Raw genomic sequence first — 23,285 nt, 5'->3', positions numbered from 1 at the left:
TTCCATTCATGAACGCAACACACAGCGCCCTGATCGTCGATGACGAACGCGATATCCGTGAACTGCTTGTCCTCACCCTCGGGCGGATGGGTCTGCGGATAAGCACCGCCGCCAACCTGGCCGAGGCCCGGGAGCTGCTGGCCAGCAATCATTTCGACCTGTGCCTGACCGACATGCGCCTGCCCGACGGCAATGGCATCGAACTGGTCACCGAAATCACCCGCGACCACCCCTCCACCCCGGTGGCGATGATCACCGCCTTCGGCAGCATGGACCTGGCCGTGGAGGCCCTGAAAGCCGGCGCCTTCGACTTCGTCAGCAAGCCGGTGGACATCAATGTGCTGCGCGGGCTGGTCCGCCACGCCATCGAACTGAACAACGAAGCCCGCCCCAGCACGCCGCCCCCGCCGGAAAGTGCCACCCGCCTGCTCGGCAGCTCACCGGCGATGGACGAACTGCGCGCCACCATCGGCAAGGTTGCCCGCAGCCAGGCCCCGGTCTATATCCTGGGCGAATCCGGCGTCGGCAAGGAGTTGGTGGCGCGCACCATCCACGACCAGGGCGCACGCGCGGCAGGCCCCTTCATCCCGGTCAACTGCGGTGCCATCCCCAGCGAACTGATGGAAAGCGAGTTCTTCGGCCATCGCAAGGGCAGCTTCACCGGTGCCCATGCCGACAAGCCAGGGCTGTTCCAGGCTGCCAATGGCGGCACCCTGTTCCTGGACGAAGTGGCCGAGCTGCCGCTGCAGATGCAGGTCAAGCTGCTGCGCGCCATCCAGGAAAAATCGGTGCGCCCCGTTGGTGCGGCCACCGAAGTCACCGTGGATGTGCGCATCCTTTCGGCCACCCACAAGGACCTGGGCACGTTGGTGCAGGACGGCCGCTTCCGCCATGACCTGTATTACCGCATCAACGTGATCGAACTGCGGGTACCCCCGCTGCGTGAACGCCGCGGCGATCTGCCGCAACTGGCCAACACCATCCTGCAACGGCTGGCGCAATCCCAGGGTCAGAAGCCGCCGCAACTGGCAGCCTCGGCGCTTGAGGCGCTGGACGCTTATTCCTTTCCCGGCAACGTCCGCGAACTGGAGAACATCCTTGAGCGCTCCCTGGCCCTGGCGGATGGCGACCGCATCGATGCCAGCGACCTGCGCCTGCCGCAAGCGCAGAATGCCGTGCCGCGCACTGCCCCCGGCGGCGATGCACCGACTGCCGCGCCGGTCGTCCCTGTCGTGCAGGAGGCCGTGGTCGACATTGACCCCGCCAGCTCCGCCCTGCCCTCCTACATCGAACAGATGGAGCGCACAGTGATCCAGAAGGCCTTGGAAGAGAACCGCTGGAACAAGACCAAGACCGCCGCGCAACTGGGCATCACATTCCGCGCACTGCGCTACAAGCTGAAAAAGCTGGGCATGGAGTAAGGCGGTACCCATAACCAAGGTAGAGCCGAGCCATGCTCGGCTGGCATTACCCGGAAACCCCACCGTAGAGCCGAGCCATGCTCGGCTGGGCATTACCCGGAAACCCCAACGTAGAGCCGAGCCATGCTCGGCTGGGCATTACCCGGAAACCCACCGTAGAGCCGAGCCATGCTCGGCTGGGCATTACCCCACTGCAGAGCCGAGCCATGCTCGGCTGCGGCTCTCCCAGGAAGGCTTCTGCCGAGCATGGCTCGGCACTACATGCTGACGACTACCAGGAACGTCCCCCGCCGAGCACGGCTCGGCACTACCCGGGCTTAGTCCTTGGTGACGCGGTTGATTTCGGCCAGGCTGGTGGTGCCCTGCGCCGCCTTCAACAATGCTGACTGGCGCAGATCATTGATGCCAATTTTCTGCGCAGCGTCCGCAATATCCATCGCGTTGCCGCCCTGCAGGACGATAGCCGCGATGTCGTCGGTCATTGGCATCACCTGATAGATACCGGTACGGCCCTTGTAGCCTTCCGTGCATTCATCACAGCCCACCGGCTCGAACAGGTTGATGCCCTTGGCGATCTGCTCGGCGGTATAGCCTTCGGCCAACAGCGCATTCTCCGGCAACTGGGTCGGCCGCTTGCAGTTCGGGCACAGACGCCGCGCCAGGCGCTGCGCAATCACCAGGGTCACCGACGAGGTGATGTTGTAAGGCGCGATACCCATGTTCATCAAACGTGCGATGGTCTGCGGCGCATCATTGGTATGCAGCGTGGACAGCACCATATGGCCGGTCTGCGCTGCCTTGATCGCGATTTCCGCGGTCTCAAGGTCACGGATTTCGCCGACCATGATGATGTCCGGATCCTGTCGCAGGAACGAGCGCAGCGCTGCGGCAAAGGTCATGCCGCGCTTGTTGTTCTGCTGCACCTGGTTCACACCAGGCAGGCGGATTTCCACCGGATCCTCGGCCGTGGAAATGTTGCGGGTATCGTCATTGAGGATGCCCAGCGCGGTATACAACGACACCGTCTTACCCGAACCGGTCGGGCCAGTGACCAGCACCATGCCGTACGGCTTGTGGATGGCCTCCAGGAACAGCTTCTGCTGATCGGGCTCATAGCCCAACTTGTCGATGCCCAGCTTGGCCGCGCTGCCGTCAAGAATACGCAGCACCACTTTCTCGCCAAACAAGGTTGGCAAGGTGCTGACACGGAAGTCGATCTGCTTGCTCTTGGACAGGTTGAGCTTGATGCGACCATCCTGCGGCACCCGCTTCTCGGCGATATCCAACTGCGCCATCACCTTCAGGCGCGCGGCGATACGCTGGTTCAGCTTGACCGGCGCCTTGGCCACCGTCTTGAGCAGGCCATCGATGCGGAAGCGCACCCGATAATCGTCTTCGTAAGGCTCGAAATGGATGTCCGAAGCGCCCTTTCGGATCGCGTCGACCAGGGCCTTGTTGACGAATTTGACGACCGGGGTGTCATCGCCCTTGGCGTCCACGCCGGTGTCGCCACCGCCACCCATGTCCTCATCGCCGGCCGCAACATCCAGATCACCCATGCCCTCGTCGTCGCCGCCGAGACTGTCTCCGAGCGAGTCGTTGCTGGCCAGCCACAGGTCCAGGGTCCGGCGGATCTGTTCCTCGTCCACCAGGATCGGCTCGACCACCAGGTTGGTCTGGAACTTGATCTCATCCAGCTGCTGGGTCGGGTTGCTGGTACCGACGAACAATTTGCCACCGCGCTTGAACAGCGGCAGCACCTGGTGCCGGCGCAGCAGTTCCTCGCTGACCAGTTTCATCGCGTTCTGGCTGGCATCGAATACCGACACGTCCAGCAGCGGCATGCCGAACTCCATCGCGTTGGCAGCAGCCATATGTGCGGCGCTCACCAGCTTCTTGTCAGCCAGCCACTGCGCCAATGGCACCTTGGCGTCGGCTGCCTGGGTCATCGCCGTGCGAGCCACCGCCTCATCCAAGGCACCATCCTGGACCAGCCTGCGGGCGATCCCGGTTATTCCGACGAGGTTTGCGTTGACAGCTGCGTTCATGATTAGCACCTAAAGACTGTGAAGTCGATCCATCGGGATCAACGTAGTTGCTCGCCGTATTTATACTCGGTCAGCATCCGCTTGTCGGTATTGATTTCCGCGGATCGGCCCGACCGCAGCTCAACTTCACCTATGGCGAGCAAGGGTGCATTGACCACAGCGGCAATAGCCCTTTGATCCTCAACGCGGTTCGCATTGAATGCCGCCACACCGTCGAATCTGGTTGCAAAAATGGAAGCTGTGCCACTGCGCAGAGTGGGCCGATAATCTTTTCGGGACATCATCACCGAATTCCCGAAAAGATAAGCATGCTCAAACACTGCGTCAGCCGTCTTCAGCACCTCGGGCGACCCGGTGGTATTCACCAAAGCAAGTCCCCCCTCATTCAAATGCCCTTCAAGCAGTTCAAAAAACTCCCTGGATAGCAGCATTGTCGCACCGGACCGCCAATGGAAGGTGCTATTAACAACAATCACATCGTAATGATTATCGACATGAGAGCGCAGCCATCGCCGCCCATCGGCAATATGAATATTAATGCGCGGATCCACAAGTATCGGGGCAACCTCGGAGTAACGCGCAACCAGCTGCTTATATGCCGGATTTATCTCAACAACATCAATCGTTTCAACAGATTGAAACGACGAAATAACCCTAGTCCAACTGCCGCCACTCATCCCAACGACCAGAACTCTTCGAGGGGCGACAACCGCTGCCATCGCCGCATATACGCGATCTATCTTATTGCTATTCCTACGCAAATCAATATTGATCCGTCCATCGTAAGCATTACCCCCGTAAACAAAATCACCTTGTGAATCGGGCACTGTGTGAACAACGCCTTCTTTCCGCTCGACTAACCAAGAAGGCTCAATGCCACCAGTAACTGTAGCAACATTGACCATCAGACGCGGAAGCAACGGAGCAATAGCCAATGCTCCTGCCGCAAAGATAACGGCAATCGGAAACACCAACCACCTCCTCGCAACCCAACTTGCGGCGACCAACGTCATCCCGGCAGTAAGCAGGAACAATTGCTCAATGGGCAAAACATCCATGGCCCATACCGTCACAACCAACGGTCCCAACGTGCACCCAATAACGTTTGAGAAGTAGACCTTTGAGAACGAACCACCTTTCCACTGCAGGGCGTCATTACTTCCCAAATGATGTGCAACGGGAAACAATACGCTCTTCAATGCGGCACCAATAAAAACAAGAGGCATCAATGCGACTACCACGGGCATTACACCAATTGCTCGAACAAATATAAATAAAACCGTAAAATCGAAAACAACTGACACGCACAGCACTATCACCGCACTGCGCCTTACCGCACACATATCAGTCACGCAAAGCCGACGACCGAAATAGGCCCCCGCAGCGACCCCGATCAAATACAGGCCGAGCACAATACCAAAGACTTCGGGTAATCCGCCTGTGGCGAAACCAGCCAATCTGACCCAAAGAATTTCCTGGATCAAACTCGCGGCACCAACGATAAATGCCAGACCGCGCGGCATCCATTTCATTGCCGCCACCCTTTAATAAAAACCGCACCACCGCCAGCCACCAACAGATTGATCACGGCAGCAAGCCAAGTCGCCCGCTCTATGTCAAGAAATTTAAATAGGTAAAAACCGGTCAAAAATGCACCCAATGCCGCTCCAAGCGTATTTGCACAATACAGGTATCCAGTGACTCGACCTACATTTTCAACCACACGATCCAGACAGACCACCAGAATAGGCAGAGTCATTCCCATTAACGTGGTCGGTATCACAGTCACAAGCAGAGCAACCAGCATCACCACCAACTCGCTATGCAAGTCTGCGCTCCGCATCGCGACATCCAAGATACCAACACTAAGAAAGCCGTAAATACTTATCAAAAGCTCGATTATCACAAACAAAACCAAGGCCTTTGGAAACCTATCCGCAACCCAGCCACCCATAATCCCACCAAAGCCCAGCCCCAGCATGAAGACCGAAACGATTATGGCTATCGAGATGGAATCGGCCCCCATCCCGGCGAACAGCACTCGTTGCCAGCACACCTGATAGATAAGCGCAGCCGCCCCCGAGAAGAAAAAGAGAACGCCCACCAAGGATATTGACGCAAAAGAACTCGGTGAAGGCGACAGCGGCTCCACCTTTGCGGCTTCGGTCAACAACATCCTCCCTCCTTACGTTTATGCATTCCGTTACCAAGATAATTCACACTGCATATCTGCCAGCTTGCTACTCCAGCGGTTTTTCACAACTTGCGTAACGTCGGGGCGGAGGAGCAGAAACAGGATAATTGCCAGAAAAATCATGGCCCATACGCTGACCTGGCATTTCCAGACCCGCCAGGCCGGTCAACGTTTCAAACACCATCACCGTGGACAGGGGGGCACCAGCCCGCGCGCGAAGGTTTGTTATCCGACTTTCGTTTCTGCCCACATATCCGGGCGATGCCCAGAACGCTGCAGCAACAGACTGCGTCTCTGCATTGAACTGACCGTGACCCGAGCTACCGTCACAACTGTCGAAGATGGCCTCTCCGTGGTCAGCCGAATAATAAACCCAAGATTCCCCGCCGAATTCCTGAATGCGATCAAAGAGCGAATTCAGCACCTTATCCGTATAACGCACGGAGTTATCGTACGCATTGGATAAATATAGTGCGTCATTCGGATCATATAAGCTTACCCTTCCAGCCGCAGGACGATCCGGCAGAAAATAAGCATCTTCCAGAGGGTAGCGGTCGGTATATTTGAAATGACTTCCCAATGTATGCAATACAATGAACAAGTTCACATCAACCGGCTGATGCCGCACATATTCAACAAGTGCATCAACACCATTCATGTCAGGAAGCCCCTTGGCAGCGTAGTCAGAAGGATTGATGAATTGAACATCATCTGCTTCGGCCGCATATGATGAGACCATTGATTCATGAAAACCGAGCGGCGCCTGCATCGATATCCACACAGTGCGAAAACCTGCCTCTTTAAACGCCGCGACCAACGACCCCTCGTTAAAGTGCGACGAATCTCTGGTCCCTGCCCGGGTGAGCATTGCAGGGACCGAAAGCCGAGTAAACACAAAAGGAGTACTCATTCGACTGAATACTATTGTGTCCGATCTCCTTATTATGCGTGGCGTTGTCGGCCTAGAATATCCATTTGCCTGCCAACGGCTACCGCGCCCCGTCTCACCGATCACAAATACATAGATTTTCCGAACAGATCGCTCGCCTGAAACTAGTTTCGCTCCAAACTTGTGCGCCCGCCTGCGATCCACAGCTGAGGCGACAACCTCGCGCGAAACAAAATAATCCTTTATAAGCAGCGGGATACCCAATGGGTAGCTAGCCAACAAGGCAGCACGGGCGGCAGAGGGAGGGGCATCGTCAGGCAATGACCCAAACATACTTTCATCCGGTTCCAAAGTGACCGACAACATAATTAGGACTATGCCACCGCCGAGCCCAGCAAGTGCGCGTGCGGGCCAGCGATCAGAAGCCCTCCAAGGTCGCAACATCCCACATATTGAAAAAAAGCCAGCCAGAAACGTCCCGCCCCATACCCAAACCGGAGTGGATGTCAAAAAATCACGTGCTTCGGATGTACTAGTCTCTGCAATCAGAGAGAGTGCATTGATATCAGGCGGAACAGTAAACGAAAAAATGTACCAAGTCGCCAGAACAGCGGGCATCGCGCATAGCCCTGCCACGCCAGCTACCAGCCGGGGCAGCGATCGAATAAAAGAAAGCAATAAGAGAACAAAGCCAAAAGCCCCTTGCAGGGCTCGCAAACTTATCTCGTCGAGCTCCCCCCTACCTCCAACCATAAGCCAGCAGATGTTTGGACTAAGCAGAAGCAATGCGCACAGCAACACCGGCAACACACGCCACCGAGAACTCCGCACCAAAGATGCAACGAGGACGCTGCCAGCAGATGGGAGACGGTATCTAGCAGACACAGAATCAGCTACTCGCTGAACAATTTTTAGGCCTTAACCGCTCCGCCACACTCGTTGTGCAGCTCCAAACACCATGCATTCCGTCAGCACTGTCCGCTTCGCGGGTCAACGTGATTGAAGTCCCCTCAATCAAGCCATTCCCGGCCAGCTCACATTTCAACAACGTTTGGCCATCCGTTGCGTAATTAACGGTTATTTCCGAACAACGGGCAGTACTGGACGGCAGCCCCAGATCGCCGGGCAGCGAGGTGGCAACACGCGCCTCCGCATCCCTGGTTTCCGCCTCCAGCTTGCCCGGAAGTATCTCTGACAAACCTGCCGTGACCTGGGCCTTGGAAACATAGTCCTGATACATTGGCAAGGCAATCGCGGCAAGGATTGCAATAATCGCGATCACGATTATCAACTCAATCAACGTGAATCCACCCTGATCAGAATGCGCTCGCACAGCTCCGCCCCCCCCAAAGATTCAAAAATGCCGTAGCAACAGAACGGATAAAATCACCAAAGAAAAAGCCCGCGAACAAACGCGGGCTTTTCTTATCGTCAATGAATAATCAGGTACCGGAAGCAGAAGTCTTGCAGGTAGCCGGCTGCAGCTTGGCAGCGACATTGGTCTTGCAGGTCCAAACACCAGCAACACCCGAAGCCGGATCATCCGCAGTACGATCCCATTCGATGGTCTTGGTGTTGACCTGACCGTTGCCCTGCAGCGTGCACTTGATGTTGGTTGCGCCAGCGGCCTTATAGTCAACCGCGATGGTGGAGCAACGGGTCGACTTGTCAGCCAAGCCCAAGTCAGCTGCGACCGTGGTAGCGGCGCCACCTTCCGAATTGCGAGTTTCAGCCTGGACCTTACCCGGGGTGATTTCTGCCAGACCCGCAGTGACCTGCGACTTGGCAACATAGTCCTGGTACATCGGCAGAGCGATGGCGGCCAGGATAGCAATGATCGCGATCACGATCATCAGTTCGATCAGCGTAAAACCCTGCTGCTTCTTCATTGCGTACATCCCCTAGAGATATGTGATTGAAAACCAAGAGTGGAGCCGCATAGGCATACCACCCCATGCGGGGTACAACAAAGCAGGTTACGTGCCAACATCGCACTCCCCTACTCCCCAGCACAATCATCGCATCTGCGGGCAGGAATGGAAGCCCCAATCCACACGTCAAACCACGACAATCAAACAATGTGACGCAAAGCGTCACATTTCGCCCCTCTTGCGCACGGTCCTCACACAAAAGAGCAAGCGATCCGCGCCAGAGGGATGCCAGCCGCAAGCGAAGCAGCTACCATGCAGACAGATGCCCGGCCCGGGGAGGGCCCGGGCGGGGAGCCCAGAACCGATGTCTGTTACCCGTAACGCAATCAAGACCGAATCCAGCGCCCGCACGACGGACCCGCTGTTGTCATTCGTGTGGGAGGGCACCGACAAGCGCGGTGTCAAAATGAAGGGAGAGCAACAGTCCAAGAGCATGAACATGCTTAAGGCAGAGCTCCGTCGACAAGGCATAACGCCTACTGTCGTCAAGCCGAAGGGCAAACCACTGTTTGGCACAGCCGGCGCAAAAATTTCGGCCAAAGACATCGCTTTCTTCAGTCGCCAGATGGCGACGATGATGAAGTCCGGTGTACCCATTGTAGCGTCGCTCGAAATCATTGGTGACGGTCACAAGAACCCACGCATGAAGAAAATGATCGGTCAGATTTTGGCCGACATCTCGGGCGGCTCGTCGCTCTACGAAGCCATCAGCAAACACCCGGTTCAGTTCGACGAGCTGTATCGCAACCTCGTCAAGGCCGGCGAAGGCGCTGGCGTTCTGGAGACGGTACTCGACACAATCGCCAACTATAAAGAGAACATCGAAGCCCTGAAGGGCAAGATCAAAAAGGCACTGTTCTATCCGGCCATGGTGATCTTCGTCGCGATACTGGTCAGTTCCATCCTACTGGTATGGGTGGTCCCGCAGTTCGAGGACGTATTTAAGGGTTTCGGCGCCGAGCTACCAGCCTTCACCCAGATGATTGTCGCCGCATCCAGATTCCTGGTCAGCTATGGCATCTGGATCTTGCTGATAAGCATTGCAGGCGCGATCGGTATCTTCTTTGCCTTCAAGCGATCGCTAGCCATGCAACACGCACTGGACCGCTTGATCCTGAAGGTACCGATCATCGGCCAGATCATGCACAACAGTTCGATCGCCCGCTTCGCCCGTACCACCGCCGTGACCTTCAAAGCAGGTGTACCACTTGTGGAGGCGTTGGGCATTGTTGCCGGCGCTACCGGCAACAGCGTCTACGAAAAAGCAGTCTTGCGGATGCGCGACGACGTAGCAGTCGGCTATCCGGTGAACATGGCGATGAAACAGCTCAACCTGTTTCCGCATATGGTGATTCAGATGACCGCCATCGGCGAAGAAGCCGGCGCACTTGATACGATGCTTTTCAAGGTTGCTGAGTATTACGAACAGGAAGTCAACAATGCAGTGGATGCATTGAGCAGCTTGCTCGAACCTATCATCATGGTGTTCATAGGCACCATCGTGGGCGGCATGGTGATTGGCATGTACCTACCAATATTCAAGCTCGCTTCGGTAATCGGATAACTAAAAGCATGGCATTTCTCGACCAGCATCCCGGTCTCGGCTACCCCGCCGCGGCCGGACTGGGACTGCTGATCGGCAGCTTCCTCAACGTGGTGATCCTGCGCTTGCCCAAGCGTATGGAGTGGCAGTGGAAACGCGATGCGCGCGAGATCCTCGAGCAGCCGGATATCTATGAGCCGCCGCCGCCGGGCATCGTGGTGGAGCCGTCGCACTGCCCGCACTGCAAGCACAAGCTGAGCTGGTACGAGAACATCCCGCTGTTCAGCTGGCTGATCCAGCGCGGCAAGTGCCGGCATTGCCAGGCACCGATTTCCATCCAGTACCCGATCGTGGAACTGGTTACCGCCTTGATGGTGCTGGCCAGCGTCTGGCAGTTCGGGTTTGGTTGGCAGGGCTTTGGCGCCATCGTGCTGAGCTGCTTCCTGGTCGCCCTGTCGGGTATCGACCTGCGCACCCAATTGTTACCTGATCAGCTCACCCTGCCCTTGATGTGGCTGGGCCTGATCGGCAGCATGGACAATCTCTACATGCCGGCCAAGCCTGCATTGATTGGCGCCGCAGTCGGCTATTTGTCACTGTGGACGGTCTGGTGGCTGTTCAAGCAGATCACCGGCAAGGAAGGCATGGGCCACGGCGACTTCAAGTTGCTGGCGGCACTGGGCGCCTGGTGCGGACTCAAGGGCATTCTGCCAATCATCCTGCTGTCCTCGCTGGTCGGCGCCATCATCGGCTCGATCTGGTTGTACTCGCGGGGGCGCGACCGCGCCACACCCATCCCGTTTGGCCCCTATCTGGCCATCGCCGGCTGGCTGGTCTTCATGTGGGGCGACCAGATGATAGGCGGCTACATGCGGCTGGCAGGGCTACAGCAATAAGGCAGCACACGCGACAATGGCCCTTCATGGGCCATTGTTGTATCGGAGTCATCGCATGAGCAGCTTCATCGTCGGACTGACCGGCGGCATCGCCTCGGGCAAGAGTGAAGTCAGCCGGCGCTTCGAGGCGCTGGGCATTGCCGTGGCTGATGCGGATGTAGCAGCGCGCGAGGTTGTCGCGATTGGCAGCCCCGGCCTTGCAGCGATTGCCGAGCTGTTCGGCGCCGGGGTTCTGCAGGCCGATGGCAGCCTGGACCGGGCCTACTTGCGCCAACGCGTGTTTGCCAACCCCGATGAACGCCGCGCACTTGAAGCCATCACCCATCCCGCAATCCGCGCGCGCGTGCGCAGCCTCTGCGAGGCGGCATCCAGTCCCTATGCGATTGCCGCCATTCCACTCCTGACTGAAGCCGGCGGGCGTTCTACCTACCCCTGGCTGCAGCGCATTCTAGTGGTGGATACCCCGGAGGAAGTACAGCACGCACGCTTGCGCAGCCGCGACAACATCGATGCCGCACTGGCCGAACGCATGATCCAGGCACAGGCCAGCCGCGCGCAGCGCTTGGCCATTGCCGACGACGTGATCGTCAACGATGGTCACCCGGACGCGCTGCAGGTGCATATCGAAGCACTGGATGCACGTTATCGGGAGCTTGCTGGGTTGCTGGCTTGACTGCTGCCTTCAACAGCGCGCGGAGAGCACCCGCACCCCAACCGCTCTCCCGCCAGCGGGAGAGGGGCTAAAAACGGGCAATCCGGCGCCATCCAGCCTCCCCGGCTCACCGCCTTGCGCGCCGATCACAGCTTCTGATTCGTGCGCAGAGCGCCCCCCACCCCAGCCCTTCTCCCGCTGGCGGGAGAGGGGCCAAAAAGCGGGCAATCTGACGCAATCCAGTCTCCCTCAACCCGCCACCTGCCGCCAGGCTGTGCAGCTATACGGCTATACGGCTGTATGGCTGCATGGCTGTGTGGCTGTATGGCTCTATACGGCCATACGGCTGTAGCGTGCCGATCGAAGCCTCTGATTGCAGCTCAAGGCTGCTCGGGGGCGAATGTCAGCGTCGCGATCACGCCGCGCTCTTCGCCCGGACGGATATCCACCTGCCACCCATACAACGCGCACAGACGGCTGACAATGGACAAGCCGATACCGCCACCCTGCGAATGTCCTGCATGGGTACCACGATAGCCACGCTGGAACAGGCTGGCAGCATCCTTCTCGCTTAGTCCCGGACCGTTATCGATAACTTCGACAGCGTTCGCGCCAACCCTCACCAGCACCCTGCCTTCCTGCGAATACTTCACCGCGTTACCGATCAGGTTGCCCAGGGCAACGGACAGCGCGGACTCCGGAGCATCGATCACCAGCTCGCGCGATCCTTCCAGCACCAGCTCCAGGGGCTTGCCGCCGAGCTGGGCGCGGTGTGATTCCAATAACTGCTCGGCAACGCGCGCAACATTGCTACTGCCCTGTGCACGCTCATTGCGCGACAACAACAACAGCGAACCGATCAAGTCGCTGCATTGCTGTTCGGCGCGCTGGATGCGCTGCAAGCGCTGTAACACCTTGTCATCAAGGTTGGGGCGCGTCAGCAACAACTCGGTAGCGCCACGGATCACCGCCAGCGGAGTGCGCAACTCATGACTGACGTCGGCATTGAACTCGCGGTCACGCTGGACCACTTCGGTCAGACGTGCCGAATAGTCATCAAGCGCCTCGGCCAGCTGCCCCACCTCATCATCGGGAAAACGCGGGGCAAGCGGCTCGGGATGCGTATTGCCACCGCGATAGGCACGCAGGCGTGCCGCCAGATCGGATACAGGCCGCATCACCCTTGAGGCAGACCACCAGCCCAGCACCCATGACAGCAAACTGAAGATGATCACCGACAGAAACAGCGCGCGGTTGAGCTGCTGCTCACCACGAAGCGCCTGCCCCATGTCATAGGCAATGAAGAACCAGGCGTCCGGCGTCTTGCGTACACCGACCTTGTAGGAGAACGGCTTGCCTTCGGCGTCCTCACCACTGATGTTGTGGATACCGTCCTGCAAGCCCTCCCATTCGGGATAGTCACGGCGTAGACCATCAAGCTTGTCCGGGCGGAACAGGAACGCACGCATCTGCTGCACCGGCGCGACAACGTCGGTGCCACCGCTGCGCATATAGCTCTGCCAGGAGGCATCGAGGTTGCGATTCATCACATCCTCTACCAACTGGTTTTCCACGCGCATCCGTGCCCAATTCGTCGCGAATGCGAACAACGTGGTCAGGCAGAAGCCCAACAACACGAAGGAGAGGATGATGCGGCTGCGCAGACGCCGGCGGTAGCGTCCGCGCCTGCGCACGATCTCAGGCAGGGCTGTTTCAGGCATCGGGTGCGGAGATACGGTAACCAATGCCGTGGCGGGTCTGGATCATCGGCACTTCAAACGGTTTGTCCACCACAGCGCGCAGGCCATGGATATGCACGCGCAGCGAGTCCGAATCCGGCAGTTCCTCGCCCCACACGCGGGTCTCCAGTTCCTGCCGGGTAACCACCGCCGGCGAAGCCTCCATCAAGGCCTGCAGGATCTTCAACGCGGTCGGGTTGAGCTGCAGCAGCTTGCCTTGGCGACGCACTTCCAGGGTGTCCAGGTTGTATTCCAGATCCCCCACTTCCAGCACGCGGGTGTGGGCACCCTTGCCACGGCGTGACAGTGCATTGAGCCGTACTTCCACTTCCTGCAGCGCGAATGGCTTGATCAGGTAGTCGTCGGCACCGGAATCAAAGCCGGCCAGCTTGTTGTCGAGCGAGTCGCGCGCGGTCAACATCAACACCGGTGTCTGCTTGCGCGCGTCATTGCGCAGCTTGCGGCAGACTTCGATGCCATCCATGCCCGGCAGATTGAGATCCAGCACGATCGCATCGAACTCATGCACCACAGCCAGGTGCAGGCCGGTCACGCCATCGGCGGCGAAATCGACCGTATGCCCACGATCCTCGAGGTAGTCACCAAGGTTGGCTGCGATATCGCTGTTGTCTTCGATTACAAGAATGCGCACGTGGGCGATTACCTTCGTATTTGGAAATAGCAAGCAGACTTGGTCTGCTTGCCAAGAATTACACCACAGGCTTTGTTAATGCCTTCCTAGCAGTGCGTTCCGCGAGGATTACCGCACAGCATCTTTATTGTTGATGATGATCTTGCCATCCTGGGCAAAACGAACGTGCTGTTCGGACTCACGCCGCATGCGGTCGCGTTCTGCAACGGTGAGGCAGCTTGTGGTCGGCATCTGCGAACCCACCCGCTTTTCACGCTTGCAGATCAGGCGACTGTCCTCGCGAGCCTTGGTCAGGATGCCATTTACCAGCTCCTGATCGTTGAATACCGCAACCTTCTTCTCCGCTGGCAAGGCATCCGCCGTACCCGCACCGATGGCCTGGGACATGCGCTCCAGTGCTTCAAGCACGCGACCTCGGTCTGCCGAGGAAATCTCGCTGTACACCTCATTGCCCTGCAGGTCCCCGCGCACCTTCTGCTGCTGCACCTGGAAGGGGATGGATGCCTGCAACGGCGGCTCGGCGGGTTTTGCCACAACCACGGCCGGAGCCAACAGCACTACCAACAACAGACCACGCAGCATAGCGGACCCTCTCCTTAGGAATGGGCTCACTCTAGCGCTGTGTGAAGATCACAACAACTGCCAGATGCAAACGAAAATCCAGACAAAACAAGGCCCCGGCGGAACCCGCCAGGGCCTTAAAAATTCCCGATCACCGGACCCACTGAGGAGGGCTGGGCACAGTGGAAACAGGCTAGGGCCAGCCGGATTAAAGGCTTGTTAAAACCATGCAAAGAAATTGCATCCCTTGCTTCAGCGCTTGAGGCTGGTCACGTATTCGATCATCCGCCCGGCAATATCGTCGCCCGAGACCCCCTCGATACCCTCCAGGCCCGGTGTGGAATTGACCTCCAACACCAAGGGACCGCGCTTGGAGCGGATCAGATCGACACCGGCGATGCCCAGCCCGAGCGCCTTGGCCGAACGCACCGCCACCTGCTGCTCGGCCTTGCTGCAGACCACACGCTCAGCGCTGCCACCGGCGTGAAGATTGGAACGGAAATCCCCGTCCTGCGCCTGCCGACGCATGGTCGCCACCACCTGGTCCCCTACCACCAGGCAGCGCAGGTCCGCTCCCTGGGCCTCGGCGATGAACTCCTGCACCAGAAAGTTGGCATACAGGCCACGCAAGGCCTCGACGGTTCCCTTGGACGCGCTGAGCTTCTCGGTGAGGATCACCCCCCTGCCCTGCGTGCCTTCACTGAGTTTCACCACATGCGGTGGCGGCCCCAGCATGGACAGCAGGTCGTCGGTGTCGTCAGGGTTGTCGCCGAATACCGTCACCGGCATGTCGATACCCTTGGCGGCCAATAGCTGGTGCGCACGCAGCTTGTCGCGGGCGCGCAGGATCGCGTCGGACGGATTGGGGGTACGTGCACCCATCATTTCGAACTGGCGCAGCACAGCAGTGCCGTAACGGGTGATGGAGGCCCCGATCCGCGGGATCACCACGTCCACCCCGGTCAGCGCCTTGCCCTTGTAGTGCATGCCAAAGCCGCTGGAGGTTATCCGCATATAGCAGCGCAACGGATCGAGAATGCGCACGGTATGACCGCGGGCACGTGCAGCTTCGACCAATCGACGGGTCGAATAGAGCTTGGTATTACGGGAGAGGATGGCCAGTTTCATCGCGGCGGGATCGGACAGTAGGCGCGCAGCATATCGCGGCCTTGGTCGATCCGGATGATCTGAAATGGGGACTTCGCAACGGCGTGAAAGCCTGCCTTTTTGCCCCTTGCCAATCGCCGGGGAGTGGAGCGGGCGAAGGGAATCGAACCCTCGTCAGTAGCTTGGGAAGCTACAGCTCTACCATTGAGCTACGCCCGCTTTGGCGAGGGTGAAGTCTATGCGTGACGCTGTGACAAAGCAACGGCCGGCCCTGCGGCACTTGCTTCGGGTCGATGCAGCAGGTTGAGTCCTGCTTTCCCGGCCGTTGGCGCTCAGCAGGGGCGTAAAACCCGGTACCACGCGCATCCAGGAGATCCCGTCGCGCAAACAAAAAGAGGCGATGCCGCTGACGCGGCACCGCCTCCCACACACAACAGCTAACTACTTGCTACTACTTCCCACGGCAGTTTAGAAGCTGCCGCCAAAGCTGGCGAACACGGTGGCATCACGCGCGGACTTCTGCATCGTGGTGGTGCTCAGGCCGATGTTGCTGTCCAGCCCCCACAACTTCAGACGGGCCCCCAGAACGGCGGTGGCGTAGTTGCGATCAAACTCCAGCCCCGGCACCTTGTACATGCCAACGTCAGCCAAGGTCTGCAGCCAGGCGCTGGCCTGCTTGCCGTCCTCGAACTCATGGTCATAAGTGACCTGCACATACGGCTTCAGGCCATCGCCATCAAAGCGGGCCTGCCAGCCAATGCGGCCAACGGTCGAATCCAGATCCTGGTCACCGTAGCCAAACGCGGTGGCACTGGCGTTGCTTTCAACGTAGCCATCCAGCTTCACCTTCTGCCAGACCACGCCAGCCACCGGACCGTGACGGAAGCCCCCCGCCTGGCCGAACTCGTAACCGGCATTGATCGCGGCGGTCAGGTTGCTGCCGTCCGGCGAGCCCTTGTGCTCACGGGTGGCCGGGCCAAGCTGCACCTTGCGGGTCACGTCATACCCCAACCAGCTGTAGCTCAGCTGGCCGTTGACCCAGGCGCGATCGCCATACCAGCCGGCGAACAGGCCCAGGGTGGTGTCATCCTGGGTGAAGTCACCCTTGTTGTTGCCGAAGTCGGCATCCATGCGGCCGTAGCCGGCGAAGCCACCGAGCACCATGCCGTCACGCGACCAATCCACGCCAAACAGACCCGCCGGTGCCAATCCATCGTACAGGTCGGCATGGTCGTAACGCTGCATGTCGCCGCGCACATTGCCCCACCAGCTCAGGCCATCGGCCGGACGCGAGCCCAGGTGCGCACCGACCTGATCGGCGCGGGCACGACCGGTGGTCTGCGCCGAATGACTCAGGATCTGCTGCAGGCGCGGCGCTTCCAGCACCGAAACAGCGTATTGGCCAAGGATCTGGTGCGCCGCCGTGGTCGGATGCACGCCGTCGGCGAACACATAGGTGTTGTTGGCATTCGGTGCAACCAGGCTCAGCGGCGAGCAGGTCACTGACGAGGCCGAGGTGCAGGCCATGTTGCTGACATTGGTGAAGCCATAGGCGCCCGGGTTGCCGACGATTTCCTGCAGGATGGTGAACGTATCCACCGGGATCACCTGCAGGCCAGCCTGCTTCAGGCCGCCGAACAGCGCGTCGTTGTAGCCCTTGGCCAATGCCGTGCCCTGTGCCATGCCGGCCGCACCACCCGCCCGCGCCATCGGGGTCAAGCCGATATCCGGCAGGTTCGGCACCATCACGTACTCGGCTCCAGCGGCCTTCAACGCACCAACGATGCCCACCTGCTCGGTTACCGCGGCACCGATGACGGCCGGCGCCTGGGTCGGGCTGGTCACGGTGAACAGATCGTTTGCGCCACCCCACACCGTGTAGAGCGCATTGGCATCCGCCTTGCCGCCATTGGCCGCCAGATACGCGGTCATCTGCGACTTCATCGACGGGGTCGGGCCCAGCAAACCGACTTCATCCACACCCACACGGGCGCCGCCAACAGCGTAGTTGTCGCCGGTCTGGCCGTTGCCATTGGGGCTGGCGTTGGTGCCGTACTGGTCGGCGATGTAGTCCGCCCATACCCAACCCGGGTTGGTGGTGAAACGCCCCACCAGGGAAGCATTGGGATCCAGCTTCACCAGCACAGGACGGAAGTAGCCGGTGTCGGTCAGGCTGTCACCGAAGAATACCGTCTTGGAGTAAGGCGACTGCGCCATGGCCGGCACCGCGGCCAGGGCAATGGCAACGGCCATGGCGGCGCGCAGCGGGCGAAGGGAAAGAGACATGTTCAACTCCTGGGTGGGGAAGCGGCAGACATACGCTGCCGCACGTTGTTATGTTTTCATTACCGCGCAAGACACACACGCTGCGCCGCCGCAAACTGTCCGTCGGCTGGGCTTTTTCCGCCGCGCTGGCGAGAATGGCGGCATGAATATCCATCTGAATGGCGAACCACGCCAACTACAGCCCGCCTTGCGCCTGATCGAACTGTTGGCTGCCGAAGGGCTGGCCGAGCGCCGCGTCGCGGTCGAGATAAACGGCGAGATCATTCCACGCAGCCAGCATGCGGACCACGCGCTGCAGGACGGTGACGTGGTGGAGATCGTGCATGCGCTGGGCGGCGGCTGAGGCACCGCAGCAAGGTAGTGCCGAGCCATGCTCGGCAGAGGCTTTCCCAGCAGTGCTTGCAGGAATGACATCAGCCGCGAAACTCGCGTTAGCAAGGGACTCAAAAGCCAACCCCTCCCCAGCCCTCCCCTTGCCTGCGGCAAAGGGAGGGGGCTACAGCGGCGCGCATGGAGAGCACAGCCTAGCTGCATTGGGGCATTACCGATGATTCTCTTTGCCGAGCATGGCTCGGCACTACGGGGCCGGCTGCTGGGGCATTACCGGTGAAGCCGCTGCCGAGCATGGCTCGGCACTACGGGCATGGTTGAGCCTTTGCCGAGCATGGCTCGGCACTACCGGTCGGCGGGATGGGTGATAATTCGGGCATGAATGCACATGTCCCCCCTGATTCGCTGGTCATCGCCGGCAAAACCTATTCCTCCCGACTGCTGACCGGCACCGGCAAGTTCAAGGATCTGGAAGAAACCCGCCTGGCCACCGAAGCCGCTGGCGCCCAGATCGTCACCGTGGCCATCCGCCGCACCAATATCGGCCAGAACCCGGGCGAGCCCAACCTGCTGGACGTGCTGCCGCCGGACCGCTACGCCATCCTGCCCAATACCGCAGGCTGCTACACCGCCGAGGACGCGGTGCGTACCTGCCGCCTGGCCCGTGAGCTGCTGGACGGCCACAACCTGACCAAGCTGGAAGTACTGGGCGACCAGAAGACCCTGTACCCGGACGTGATGGCCACCCTCAAGGCCGCCGAACAGCTGGTCAAGGACGGCTTCGACGTCATGGTCTACACCTCGGACGACCCGATCCTGGCCAAGCGCCTGGAAGAGATCGGCTGCGCTGCGGTGATGCCGCTGGCCGCGCCGATTGGTTCCGGCCTGGGCATCCAGAACAAGTACAACCTGATCGAGATCATCGAGAACGCCAAGGTGCCGATCATCGTCGATGCCGGCGTTGGCACCGCTTCGGACGCGGCCATCGCGATGGAGCTGGGCTGCGATGGCGTGCTGATGAACACCGCCATTGCCGGCGCCCGCAACCCGGTGTTGATGGCCAGTGCCATGCGCAAGGCGGTGGAAGCCGGGCGCGAGGCCTTCCTGGCTGGGCGCATCCCGCGCAAGCGCTATGCCAGCGCCTCCTCCCCGGTAGATGGGCTGATCGGCTGATGACCAATCCCTTTGACAGTGCAGGCGCCAAGGCGCCGCCCAAGCCCTTCACCGTGACCGAAGGCCGCCGCGAGATCCGCAGCTTCGTGCTGCGCCAGGGCCGCTTCACCCCGGCCCAACAGCGCGCCTTCGACGAGCGCTGGCCGCGTTTCGGCATCGATTTCAACGGCGAACCGCGCGACCTGCAGGCCACCTTCGGCCGCAACGCGCCCAAGGTGCTGGAAATCGGCTTTGGCAATGGCGCAGCCCTGCGTTATGCCGCGCAGTTCGATACCAGCAAGGACTACATCGGCATCGAGGTGCACGCACCGGGCGTGGGCCGCCTGCTCAATGCGCTGGCCGACGACGCCGCCGACAACGTCAAGCTCTACCACCACGACGCAGTCGAGGTGCTGGAGAAGGAAATCACCGACGGCGCATTGGACGAAGTGCGCATCTACTTCCCCGATCCCTGGCACAAGAAGCGCCACAACAAGCGCCGCCTGGTGCAACCGGCATTCGCCGAATTGCTGGTGCGCAAGCTGCGCCCGGGCGGCCGCCTGCACTGCGCCACCGACTGGGAGGACTACGCCGAGCAGATGTGGGACGTGCTCGATGCCACCCCTGGCCTGGTCAACCGTGCCGGCCCGCGTGGCGCAGTGCCGCGTCCGGATTGGCGTCCGCAGACCCACTTCGAAACCCGCGGCCAGAAACTCGGCCACGGCGTCTGGGACCTGCTTTACGACAAGCCAGACGCCAGCGACGCTGGCTGAGAACCGAGGGCGTGATGACCGCAGCAAGCCACAAGCCGCTTGATCCACACGCTGGCCATGCAGCGTTGATGGCAGACTGCGCCGTCGTCCCGCCCCTGTTTTCCTTTTCCAGACACCTGCCCTGATGGATACCGCGCTGACGCTCACCACCGATATGAAGCTCGTGCTCGGGCTGGTGGGCTTCACGATGGCGATGTTCCTGTTCGAGCGCATCCGCGCCGACGTGGTGGCGCTGGTGGTGATGGTGGTGCTGGGCGTCACCGGCCTGATCGCGCCGGAAGAAATCTTCGGCGGCTTTTCCGGTAACGCGGTAATGAGCATCATCGCCACCACCATCCTCGGCGCCGGCCTGGACCGCACTGGTGCGCTGAACCGGCTTGCCGGCTGGTTGCTGCGGCGCTCGCATGGGCTGGAAAAACGCCTGTTGCTGCTGACCACCGCCACCGCCGGCTTGAACTCTTCGTTCATGCAGAACCCGTCGGTGATGGCGCTGTACCTGCCAGTCGCCTCGCGCCTGGCCTCGCGTACCGCACTCACCTTGAAGCGCCAGCTGCTGCCGATCTCGGCCGCCATCGTGATGGGTGGCGCGCTGACCATGGTCGGCAACTCACCGCTGATCCTGCTCAACGACTTGCTGGTTTCGGCCAACAACAACCTGCCCTCCGGCACCGCCACCATCGAACCGCTGCGCATGTTCGCACCGCTGCCGATTGGTATCGCGCTGCTGATCGCGTCACTGGCCTACTTCCGCTTCTACGGCAGCCGCAAGCTGCAGGAAGAGGAAACCGAGAGCGAGGACGGCCAGGCACCGGCCCGCACCGAGAGCTATTTCGCCAAGGCCTATGGCATCGAGGGCGATGTCTTCGAGCTGCTGGTCACCGCCGAAAGCCCGCTGGTCGGCATGACCGTCGGCGAGGCCGAGAACCTGTTCGACGCACCCATGCTGCTGGCCCTGAAGACCGGTGATGACACCCGCCTGTCGCCGCCGGCGGACATGCGCATCTGGGTGGGCAGCGTGATCGGGGCGATGGGCCCGCGCCAACAGGTATCGGATTTCGCGCAGAACCAGTTCCTGCGCATGTCCTCGCGGCTGAAGCAGCTGGGCGACCTGTTCAACCCTGCCCGCGCCGGCATTTCCGAGGCGGTGGTGCCACCCACCTCCAAGGTCATCGGCAAGACTGCCGGCGAACTGCGCCTGCGCAAGGAACGCGGCATCAGCCTGCTGGCGATCAACCGCGACAAGCAGGTGATCCGCGAGGACGTGCGCAACACGCCGCTGCGTGCCGGTGACATGCTGGTCTTCCACAGCATCTGGCAGGACCTCGCCGCCGCTGCCGGCAGCCGCGACTTCGTGGTGGTCACCGACTACCCCAAGGGTGAGCAGCGCCCGCACAAGTTCAAGATCGCCATGGCGATCTTCGCCATCACCATCATCATCGCACTCACCTCGCACCTGCCGGTCGCCCTCACCCTGCTGACCGGCGTGGCCGGCATGCTGCTGACCGGGGTGCTGCGCATGGACGAGGCCTACGCCGCGATCAACTGGAAGACCATCTTCATGATGGCCGGGCTGATCCCGCTGGGCTGGGCCATGGACAGCAGTGGTGCGGCGGCCTGGATCGCCGGCCATACCATCGACAAACTGCCCACCGGCATCCCGGTCTGGGTGCTGGAAATCGCACTGGCCTTGCTGACCACCGCGTTCTCGCTGGTGATCAGCCACGTTGGCGCGACCATCGTGATGGTGCCGATCGCAGTCAACCTGGCGTTGGCGGCCGGCGGCAACCCCACCGCGTTCGCGCTGATCGTGGCCTTGTCGGCCTCCAACAACCTGATGACCGCCTCCAACCCGGTGATCTCGATGGCGATGGGCCCGGCCAAATACACCCCGCGCGAGATGTGGCGGGTGGGCGGACCGCTGTCACTGCTCTACACGGTGATCGTGGTGCTGATGATCAACATCATGTTCTGAGCAGGCGCGGCGGGGGCGTGCTGGGGCGGCGAAACCCGTGACCTTGCCGGTCGTATTCTGCGCAACAACCAGCCGCGATCTGGCGAGTGCAGGCGGCGGTCTGCCATCCGCCTTTATCGGCTTCGCGGCTTACGCCGCTCCCACATCGGGGTTGTGGGCCCGGCCTCAGCCGAGCAGCACCTTTCCGTCCTGTACCCGCACCGGCACCGCGCGCAGCGAGTCGCCCTTGCACGGCCCGGCGACGCATATGCCACCGTCAAGCTCGAACGAGGCACCGTGCACGGCACAGACCAGATGCCCTTCGCGGCTCTTCAGGAACTGGCCCGGCGCCCAGTCCAGCGCGCGCCCGGCATGCGGGCAGACGTTCAACCAGGACCGGACCTGATCGCCATCGCGGTACAGCACCAGGGTTTCGGCATCGCCATCGATCACGGCCACGACCGCATGGAAGCCCTGATCCGGCACTGCGGCCAGCGGGCAAAGTTCGATTCCGGAAGCGATGGCACTGGACATTGGAACACCAATACAAAAGAGCCCGTCATTGTCGCACGCGACTTCGTTGCCCAAGACGAAGCTGACTCAACCCCTTGTCGCCACCGCCTATTCATATTCAAATTAACGACAACTTCACGCAATTGACCCCAACGCCCCTGATACTCCGTCCCAGACTCAACGTCATCGAACTTTCATGAATATCCGTTACGTCCAATTTGCCAAGCTTCGCAACCTGTTCGAGCCGCGCAAACCGCGTAATCCGCTGGTGCGGATCGCCTTGGGGCTGCTGGGTATCGCCATTCTGGCGGTACTGGTGGTGGGCGGTGTGTTCATCGGCGCAGCCATGATACTGGGCGGTATCACTTGGAAACTGCTGGCGTCGCGCAAGGCCCGCAGCGTGCGCAAAGCCGACCCGACGGTCGTCGATGCCGAGTACCACGTCGTCCGCAAGGCAGCCTTGCCGCAAGCACGCTAACGCGTATATGTAGTGCCGAGCCATGCTCGGCAGAAGCTCTCCCGGCAATGCCCCAGCCGAGCATGGCTCGGCTCTACCGCACGGCGAAGCGCCCTACCCCTCCCCAGCCCTCCCCTTCGCTGCACGAAAGGGAGGGAGCGATCTTGTAGTGCCGAGCCATGCTCGGCAG

The 23,285-nt window shown here is 60.5% G+C and carries 21 protein-coding genes and 1 tRNA gene; 9 read left to right on the top strand and 13 right to left on the bottom strand.

All coding sequences use genetic code 11. The annotated features are described in order from the left end of the window. Nucleotides 1-8 precede the first annotated feature (8 nt). Nucleotides 9-1,421 (top strand): sigma-54 dependent transcriptional regulator, encoded by a 1,413-nt coding sequence (locus tag RT131_RS19070; RefSeq protein WP_313174507.1) that lies wholly within the window; start codon nt 9-11, stop codon nt 1,419-1,421. A gap of 317 nt (nt 1,422-1,738) precedes the next feature. On the opposite strand, the gene pilB is transcribed toward RT131_RS19070, so the two are convergent. The 6 genes from pilB to RT131_RS19040 form a co-directional block, all read right to left on the bottom strand. Next, nucleotides 1,739-3,469: a type IV-A pilus assembly ATPase PilB gene (gene pilB / locus RT131_RS19065; RefSeq protein ID WP_313174505.1), complete on the bottom strand. Its 1,731-nt coding sequence runs from the start codon at nt 3,467-3,469 to the stop codon at nt 1,739-1,741. A 38-nt stretch (nt 3,470-3,507) separates the two neighbouring features. Next, nucleotides 3,508-5,001, bottom strand: coding sequence for a hypothetical protein (locus RT131_RS19060; protein ID WP_313174503.1), 1,494 nt, complete (start codon nt 4,999-5,001; stop codon nt 3,508-3,510). Beyond that, entirely contained in the window at nt 4,998-5,645 is a 648-nt protein-coding gene (locus tag RT131_RS19055; RefSeq protein WP_313174501.1) for a hypothetical protein, read from the bottom strand. Before RT131_RS19055 ends, RT131_RS19060 begins: the two co-directional genes overlap by 4 nt. A gap of 64 nt (nt 5,646-5,709) precedes the next feature. Next, nucleotides 5,710-6,885, bottom strand: a complete 1,176-nt coding sequence (locus RT131_RS19050) for a phosphoethanolamine transferase (protein ID WP_313174519.1) — start codon at nt 6,883-6,885, stop codon at nt 5,710-5,712. A gap of 556 nt (nt 6,886-7,441) precedes the next feature. Continuing rightward, nucleotides 7,442-7,885, bottom strand: coding sequence for a pilin (locus RT131_RS19045; RefSeq protein ID WP_313174499.1), 444 nt, complete (start codon nt 7,883-7,885; stop codon nt 7,442-7,444). A gap of 109 nt (nt 7,886-7,994) precedes the next feature. After that, the gene (locus RT131_RS19040) at nt 7,995-8,441 is read right to left on the bottom strand and encodes a pilin (protein WP_313174497.1); all 447 of its coding nucleotides are present in this window, start codon (nt 8,439-8,441) and stop codon (nt 7,995-7,997) included. A gap of 346 nt (nt 8,442-8,787) precedes the next feature. On the opposite strand from RT131_RS19040, the gene RT131_RS19035 reads away from it, so the two are divergent. The 3 genes from RT131_RS19035 to coaE are packed head-to-tail and all read left to right on the top strand — an operon-like array spanning nt 8,788 to nt 11,595. Further along, a complete protein-coding gene (locus RT131_RS19035) occupies nt 8,788-10,047 on the top strand; it encodes a type II secretion system F family protein (RefSeq protein ID WP_313174495.1) in 1,260 nt (419 codons plus the stop codon). 8 nt (nt 10,048-10,055) lie between these two features. After that, nucleotides 10,056-10,922, top strand: a complete 867-nt coding sequence (locus RT131_RS19030) for an A24 family peptidase (RefSeq protein ID WP_313174493.1) — start codon at nt 10,056-10,058, stop codon at nt 10,920-10,922. A 55-nt stretch (nt 10,923-10,977) separates the two neighbouring features. Next, on the top strand, nt 10,978-11,595 hold the full coding sequence (gene coaE, locus RT131_RS19025; RefSeq protein WP_313174491.1) for a dephospho-CoA kinase: 618 nt from the start codon (nt 10,978-10,980) through the stop codon (nt 11,593-11,595). A gap of 359 nt (nt 11,596-11,954) precedes the next feature. Here the strand turns inward: coaE and RT131_RS19020 are convergent, their stop codons facing one another. From RT131_RS19020 to RT131_RS18995, 6 genes are all read right to left on the bottom strand, one after another. After that, entirely contained in the window at nt 11,955-13,295 is a 1,341-nt protein-coding gene (locus RT131_RS19020; protein ID WP_313174490.1) for a HAMP domain-containing sensor histidine kinase, read from the bottom strand. Continuing rightward, complete coding sequence (locus tag RT131_RS19015) at nt 13,288-13,965, bottom strand: response regulator transcription factor (protein ID WP_057629745.1); 678 nt, start codon at nt 13,963-13,965, stop codon at nt 13,288-13,290. Before RT131_RS19015 ends, RT131_RS19020 begins: the two co-directional genes overlap by 8 nt. A gap of 108 nt (nt 13,966-14,073) precedes the next feature. Then, on the bottom strand, nt 14,074-14,547 hold the full coding sequence (locus tag RT131_RS19010) for a hypothetical protein (protein ID WP_313174488.1): 474 nt from the start codon (nt 14,545-14,547) through the stop codon (nt 14,074-14,076). Nucleotides 14,548-14,778: 231 nt separating this feature from the next. Then, nucleotides 14,779-15,654 (bottom strand): 30S ribosomal protein S6--L-glutamate ligase, encoded by an 876-nt coding sequence (rimK, locus tag RT131_RS19005; protein WP_313174487.1) that lies wholly within the window; start codon nt 15,652-15,654, stop codon nt 14,779-14,781. A 124-nt stretch (nt 15,655-15,778) separates the two neighbouring features. Next, nucleotides 15,779-15,852, bottom strand: a tRNA-Gly gene (locus RT131_RS19000). A gap of 249 nt (nt 15,853-16,101) precedes the next feature. Continuing rightward, nucleotides 16,102-17,886, bottom strand: a complete 1,785-nt coding sequence (locus tag RT131_RS18995; protein WP_313174518.1) for an autotransporter domain-containing protein — start codon at nt 17,884-17,886, stop codon at nt 16,102-16,104. 175 nt (nt 17,887-18,061) lie between these two features. On the opposite strand from RT131_RS18995, the gene thiS reads away from it, so the two are divergent. The 4 genes from thiS (at nt 18,062) to RT131_RS18975 (ending at nt 22,146) form a co-directional block, all read left to right on the top strand. Further along, nucleotides 18,062-18,262, top strand: a complete 201-nt coding sequence (gene thiS / locus RT131_RS18990; protein ID WP_313174485.1) for a sulfur carrier protein ThiS — start codon at nt 18,062-18,064, stop codon at nt 18,260-18,262. Between the two features lie 365 nt (nt 18,263-18,627). After that, a complete protein-coding gene (locus RT131_RS18985; RefSeq protein ID WP_293715828.1) occupies nt 18,628-19,422 on the top strand; it encodes a thiazole synthase in 795 nt (264 codons plus the stop codon). After that, complete coding sequence (gene trmB / locus RT131_RS18980) at nt 19,422-20,174, top strand: tRNA (guanosine(46)-N7)-methyltransferase TrmB (RefSeq protein ID WP_313174483.1); 753 nt, start codon at nt 19,422-19,424, stop codon at nt 20,172-20,174. Before RT131_RS18985 ends, trmB begins: the two co-directional genes overlap by 1 nt. Before the next feature lie 124 nt (nt 20,175-20,298). Beyond that, a complete protein-coding gene (locus RT131_RS18975; protein WP_293715705.1) occupies nt 20,299-22,146 on the top strand; it encodes an SLC13 family permease in 1,848 nt (615 codons plus the stop codon). A gap of 165 nt (nt 22,147-22,311) precedes the next feature. On the opposite strand, the gene RT131_RS18970 is transcribed toward RT131_RS18975, so the two are convergent. Continuing rightward, nucleotides 22,312-22,659 carry a Rieske (2Fe-2S) protein gene (locus RT131_RS18970; RefSeq protein ID WP_313174481.1) on the bottom strand — a complete coding sequence of 116 codons (348 nt, stop codon included), beginning with the start codon at nt 22,657-22,659 and terminating at the stop codon, nt 22,312-22,314. A 175-nt stretch (nt 22,660-22,834) separates the two neighbouring features. On the opposite strand from RT131_RS18970, the gene RT131_RS18965 reads away from it, so the two are divergent. Beyond that, nucleotides 22,835-23,116 (top strand): hypothetical protein, encoded by a 282-nt coding sequence (locus RT131_RS18965; protein ID WP_313174480.1) that lies wholly within the window; start codon nt 22,835-22,837, stop codon nt 23,114-23,116. Nucleotides 23,117-23,285 lie beyond the last annotated feature (169 nt).

It is taken from the genome of Stenotrophomonas sp. (genome assembly GCF_032066555.1).
Taxonomy (GTDB): domain Bacteria; phylum Pseudomonadota; class Gammaproteobacteria; order Xanthomonadales; family Xanthomonadaceae; genus Stenotrophomonas.
Note: the sequence above shows the minus strand (reverse complement) of the source record. Positions and strands in the feature narration are given on the sequence as shown.

Excerpts from the sequence above, each read along its gene's own strand:
- RT131_RS18970 (WP_313174481.1), bottom strand. The coding sequence starts at position 22,659 with ATGTCCAGTGCCATCGCTTCCGGAATCGAACTTTGCCCGCTGGCCGCA.
- RT131_RS19040 (WP_313174497.1), bottom strand. The coding sequence starts at position 8,441 with ATGAAGAAGCAGCAGGGTTTTACGCTGATCGAACTGATGATCGTGATC.
- RT131_RS19060 (WP_313174503.1), bottom strand. The coding sequence starts at position 5,001 with ATGAAATGGATGCCGCGCGGTCTGGCATTTATCGTTGGTGCCGCGAGT.
- RT131_RS19070 (WP_313174507.1), top strand. The coding sequence starts at position 9 with ATGAACGCAACACACAGCGCCCTGATCGTCGATGACGAACGCGATATC.
- RT131_RS19050 (WP_313174519.1), bottom strand. The coding sequence starts at position 6,885 with ATGTTTGGGTCATTGCCTGACGATGCCCCTCCCTCTGCCGCCCGTGCT.
- thiS (WP_313174485.1), top strand. The coding sequence starts at position 18,062 with ATGAATATCCATCTGAATGGCGAACCACGCCAACTACAGCCCGCCTTG.
- pilB (WP_313174505.1), bottom strand. The coding sequence starts at position 3,469 with ATGAACGCAGCTGTCAACGCAAACCTCGTCGGAATAACCGGGATCGCC.
- RT131_RS18995 (WP_313174518.1), bottom strand. The coding sequence starts at position 17,886 with ATGGCCGTTGCCATTGCCCTGGCCGCGGTGCCGGCCATGGCGCAGTCG.
- RT131_RS19055 (WP_313174501.1), bottom strand. The coding sequence starts at position 5,645 with ATGTTGTTGACCGAAGCCGCAAAGGTGGAGCCGCTGTCGCCTTCACCG.
- RT131_RS19035 (WP_313174495.1), top strand. The coding sequence starts at position 8,788 with ATGTCTGTTACCCGTAACGCAATCAAGACCGAATCCAGCGCCCGCACG.
- RT131_RS19030 (WP_313174493.1), top strand. The coding sequence starts at position 10,056 with ATGGCATTTCTCGACCAGCATCCCGGTCTCGGCTACCCCGCCGCGGCC.
- rimK (WP_313174487.1), bottom strand. The coding sequence starts at position 15,654 with ATGAAACTGGCCATCCTCTCCCGTAATACCAAGCTCTATTCGACCCGT.
- trmB (WP_313174483.1), top strand. The coding sequence starts at position 19,422 with ATGACCAATCCCTTTGACAGTGCAGGCGCCAAGGCGCCGCCCAAGCCC.
- RT131_RS19020 (WP_313174490.1), bottom strand. The coding sequence starts at position 13,295 with ATGCCTGAAACAGCCCTGCCTGAGATCGTGCGCAGGCGCGGACGCTAC.
- RT131_RS19010 (WP_313174488.1), bottom strand. The coding sequence starts at position 14,547 with ATGCTGCGTGGTCTGTTGTTGGTAGTGCTGTTGGCTCCGGCCGTGGTT.
- RT131_RS18975 (WP_293715705.1), top strand. The coding sequence starts at position 20,299 with ATGGATACCGCGCTGACGCTCACCACCGATATGAAGCTCGTGCTCGGG.
- coaE (WP_313174491.1), top strand. The coding sequence starts at position 10,978 with ATGAGCAGCTTCATCGTCGGACTGACCGGCGGCATCGCCTCGGGCAAG.
- RT131_RS18965 (WP_313174480.1), top strand. The coding sequence starts at position 22,835 with ATGAATATCCGTTACGTCCAATTTGCCAAGCTTCGCAACCTGTTCGAG.
- RT131_RS18985 (WP_293715828.1), top strand. The coding sequence starts at position 18,628 with ATGAATGCACATGTCCCCCCTGATTCGCTGGTCATCGCCGGCAAAACC.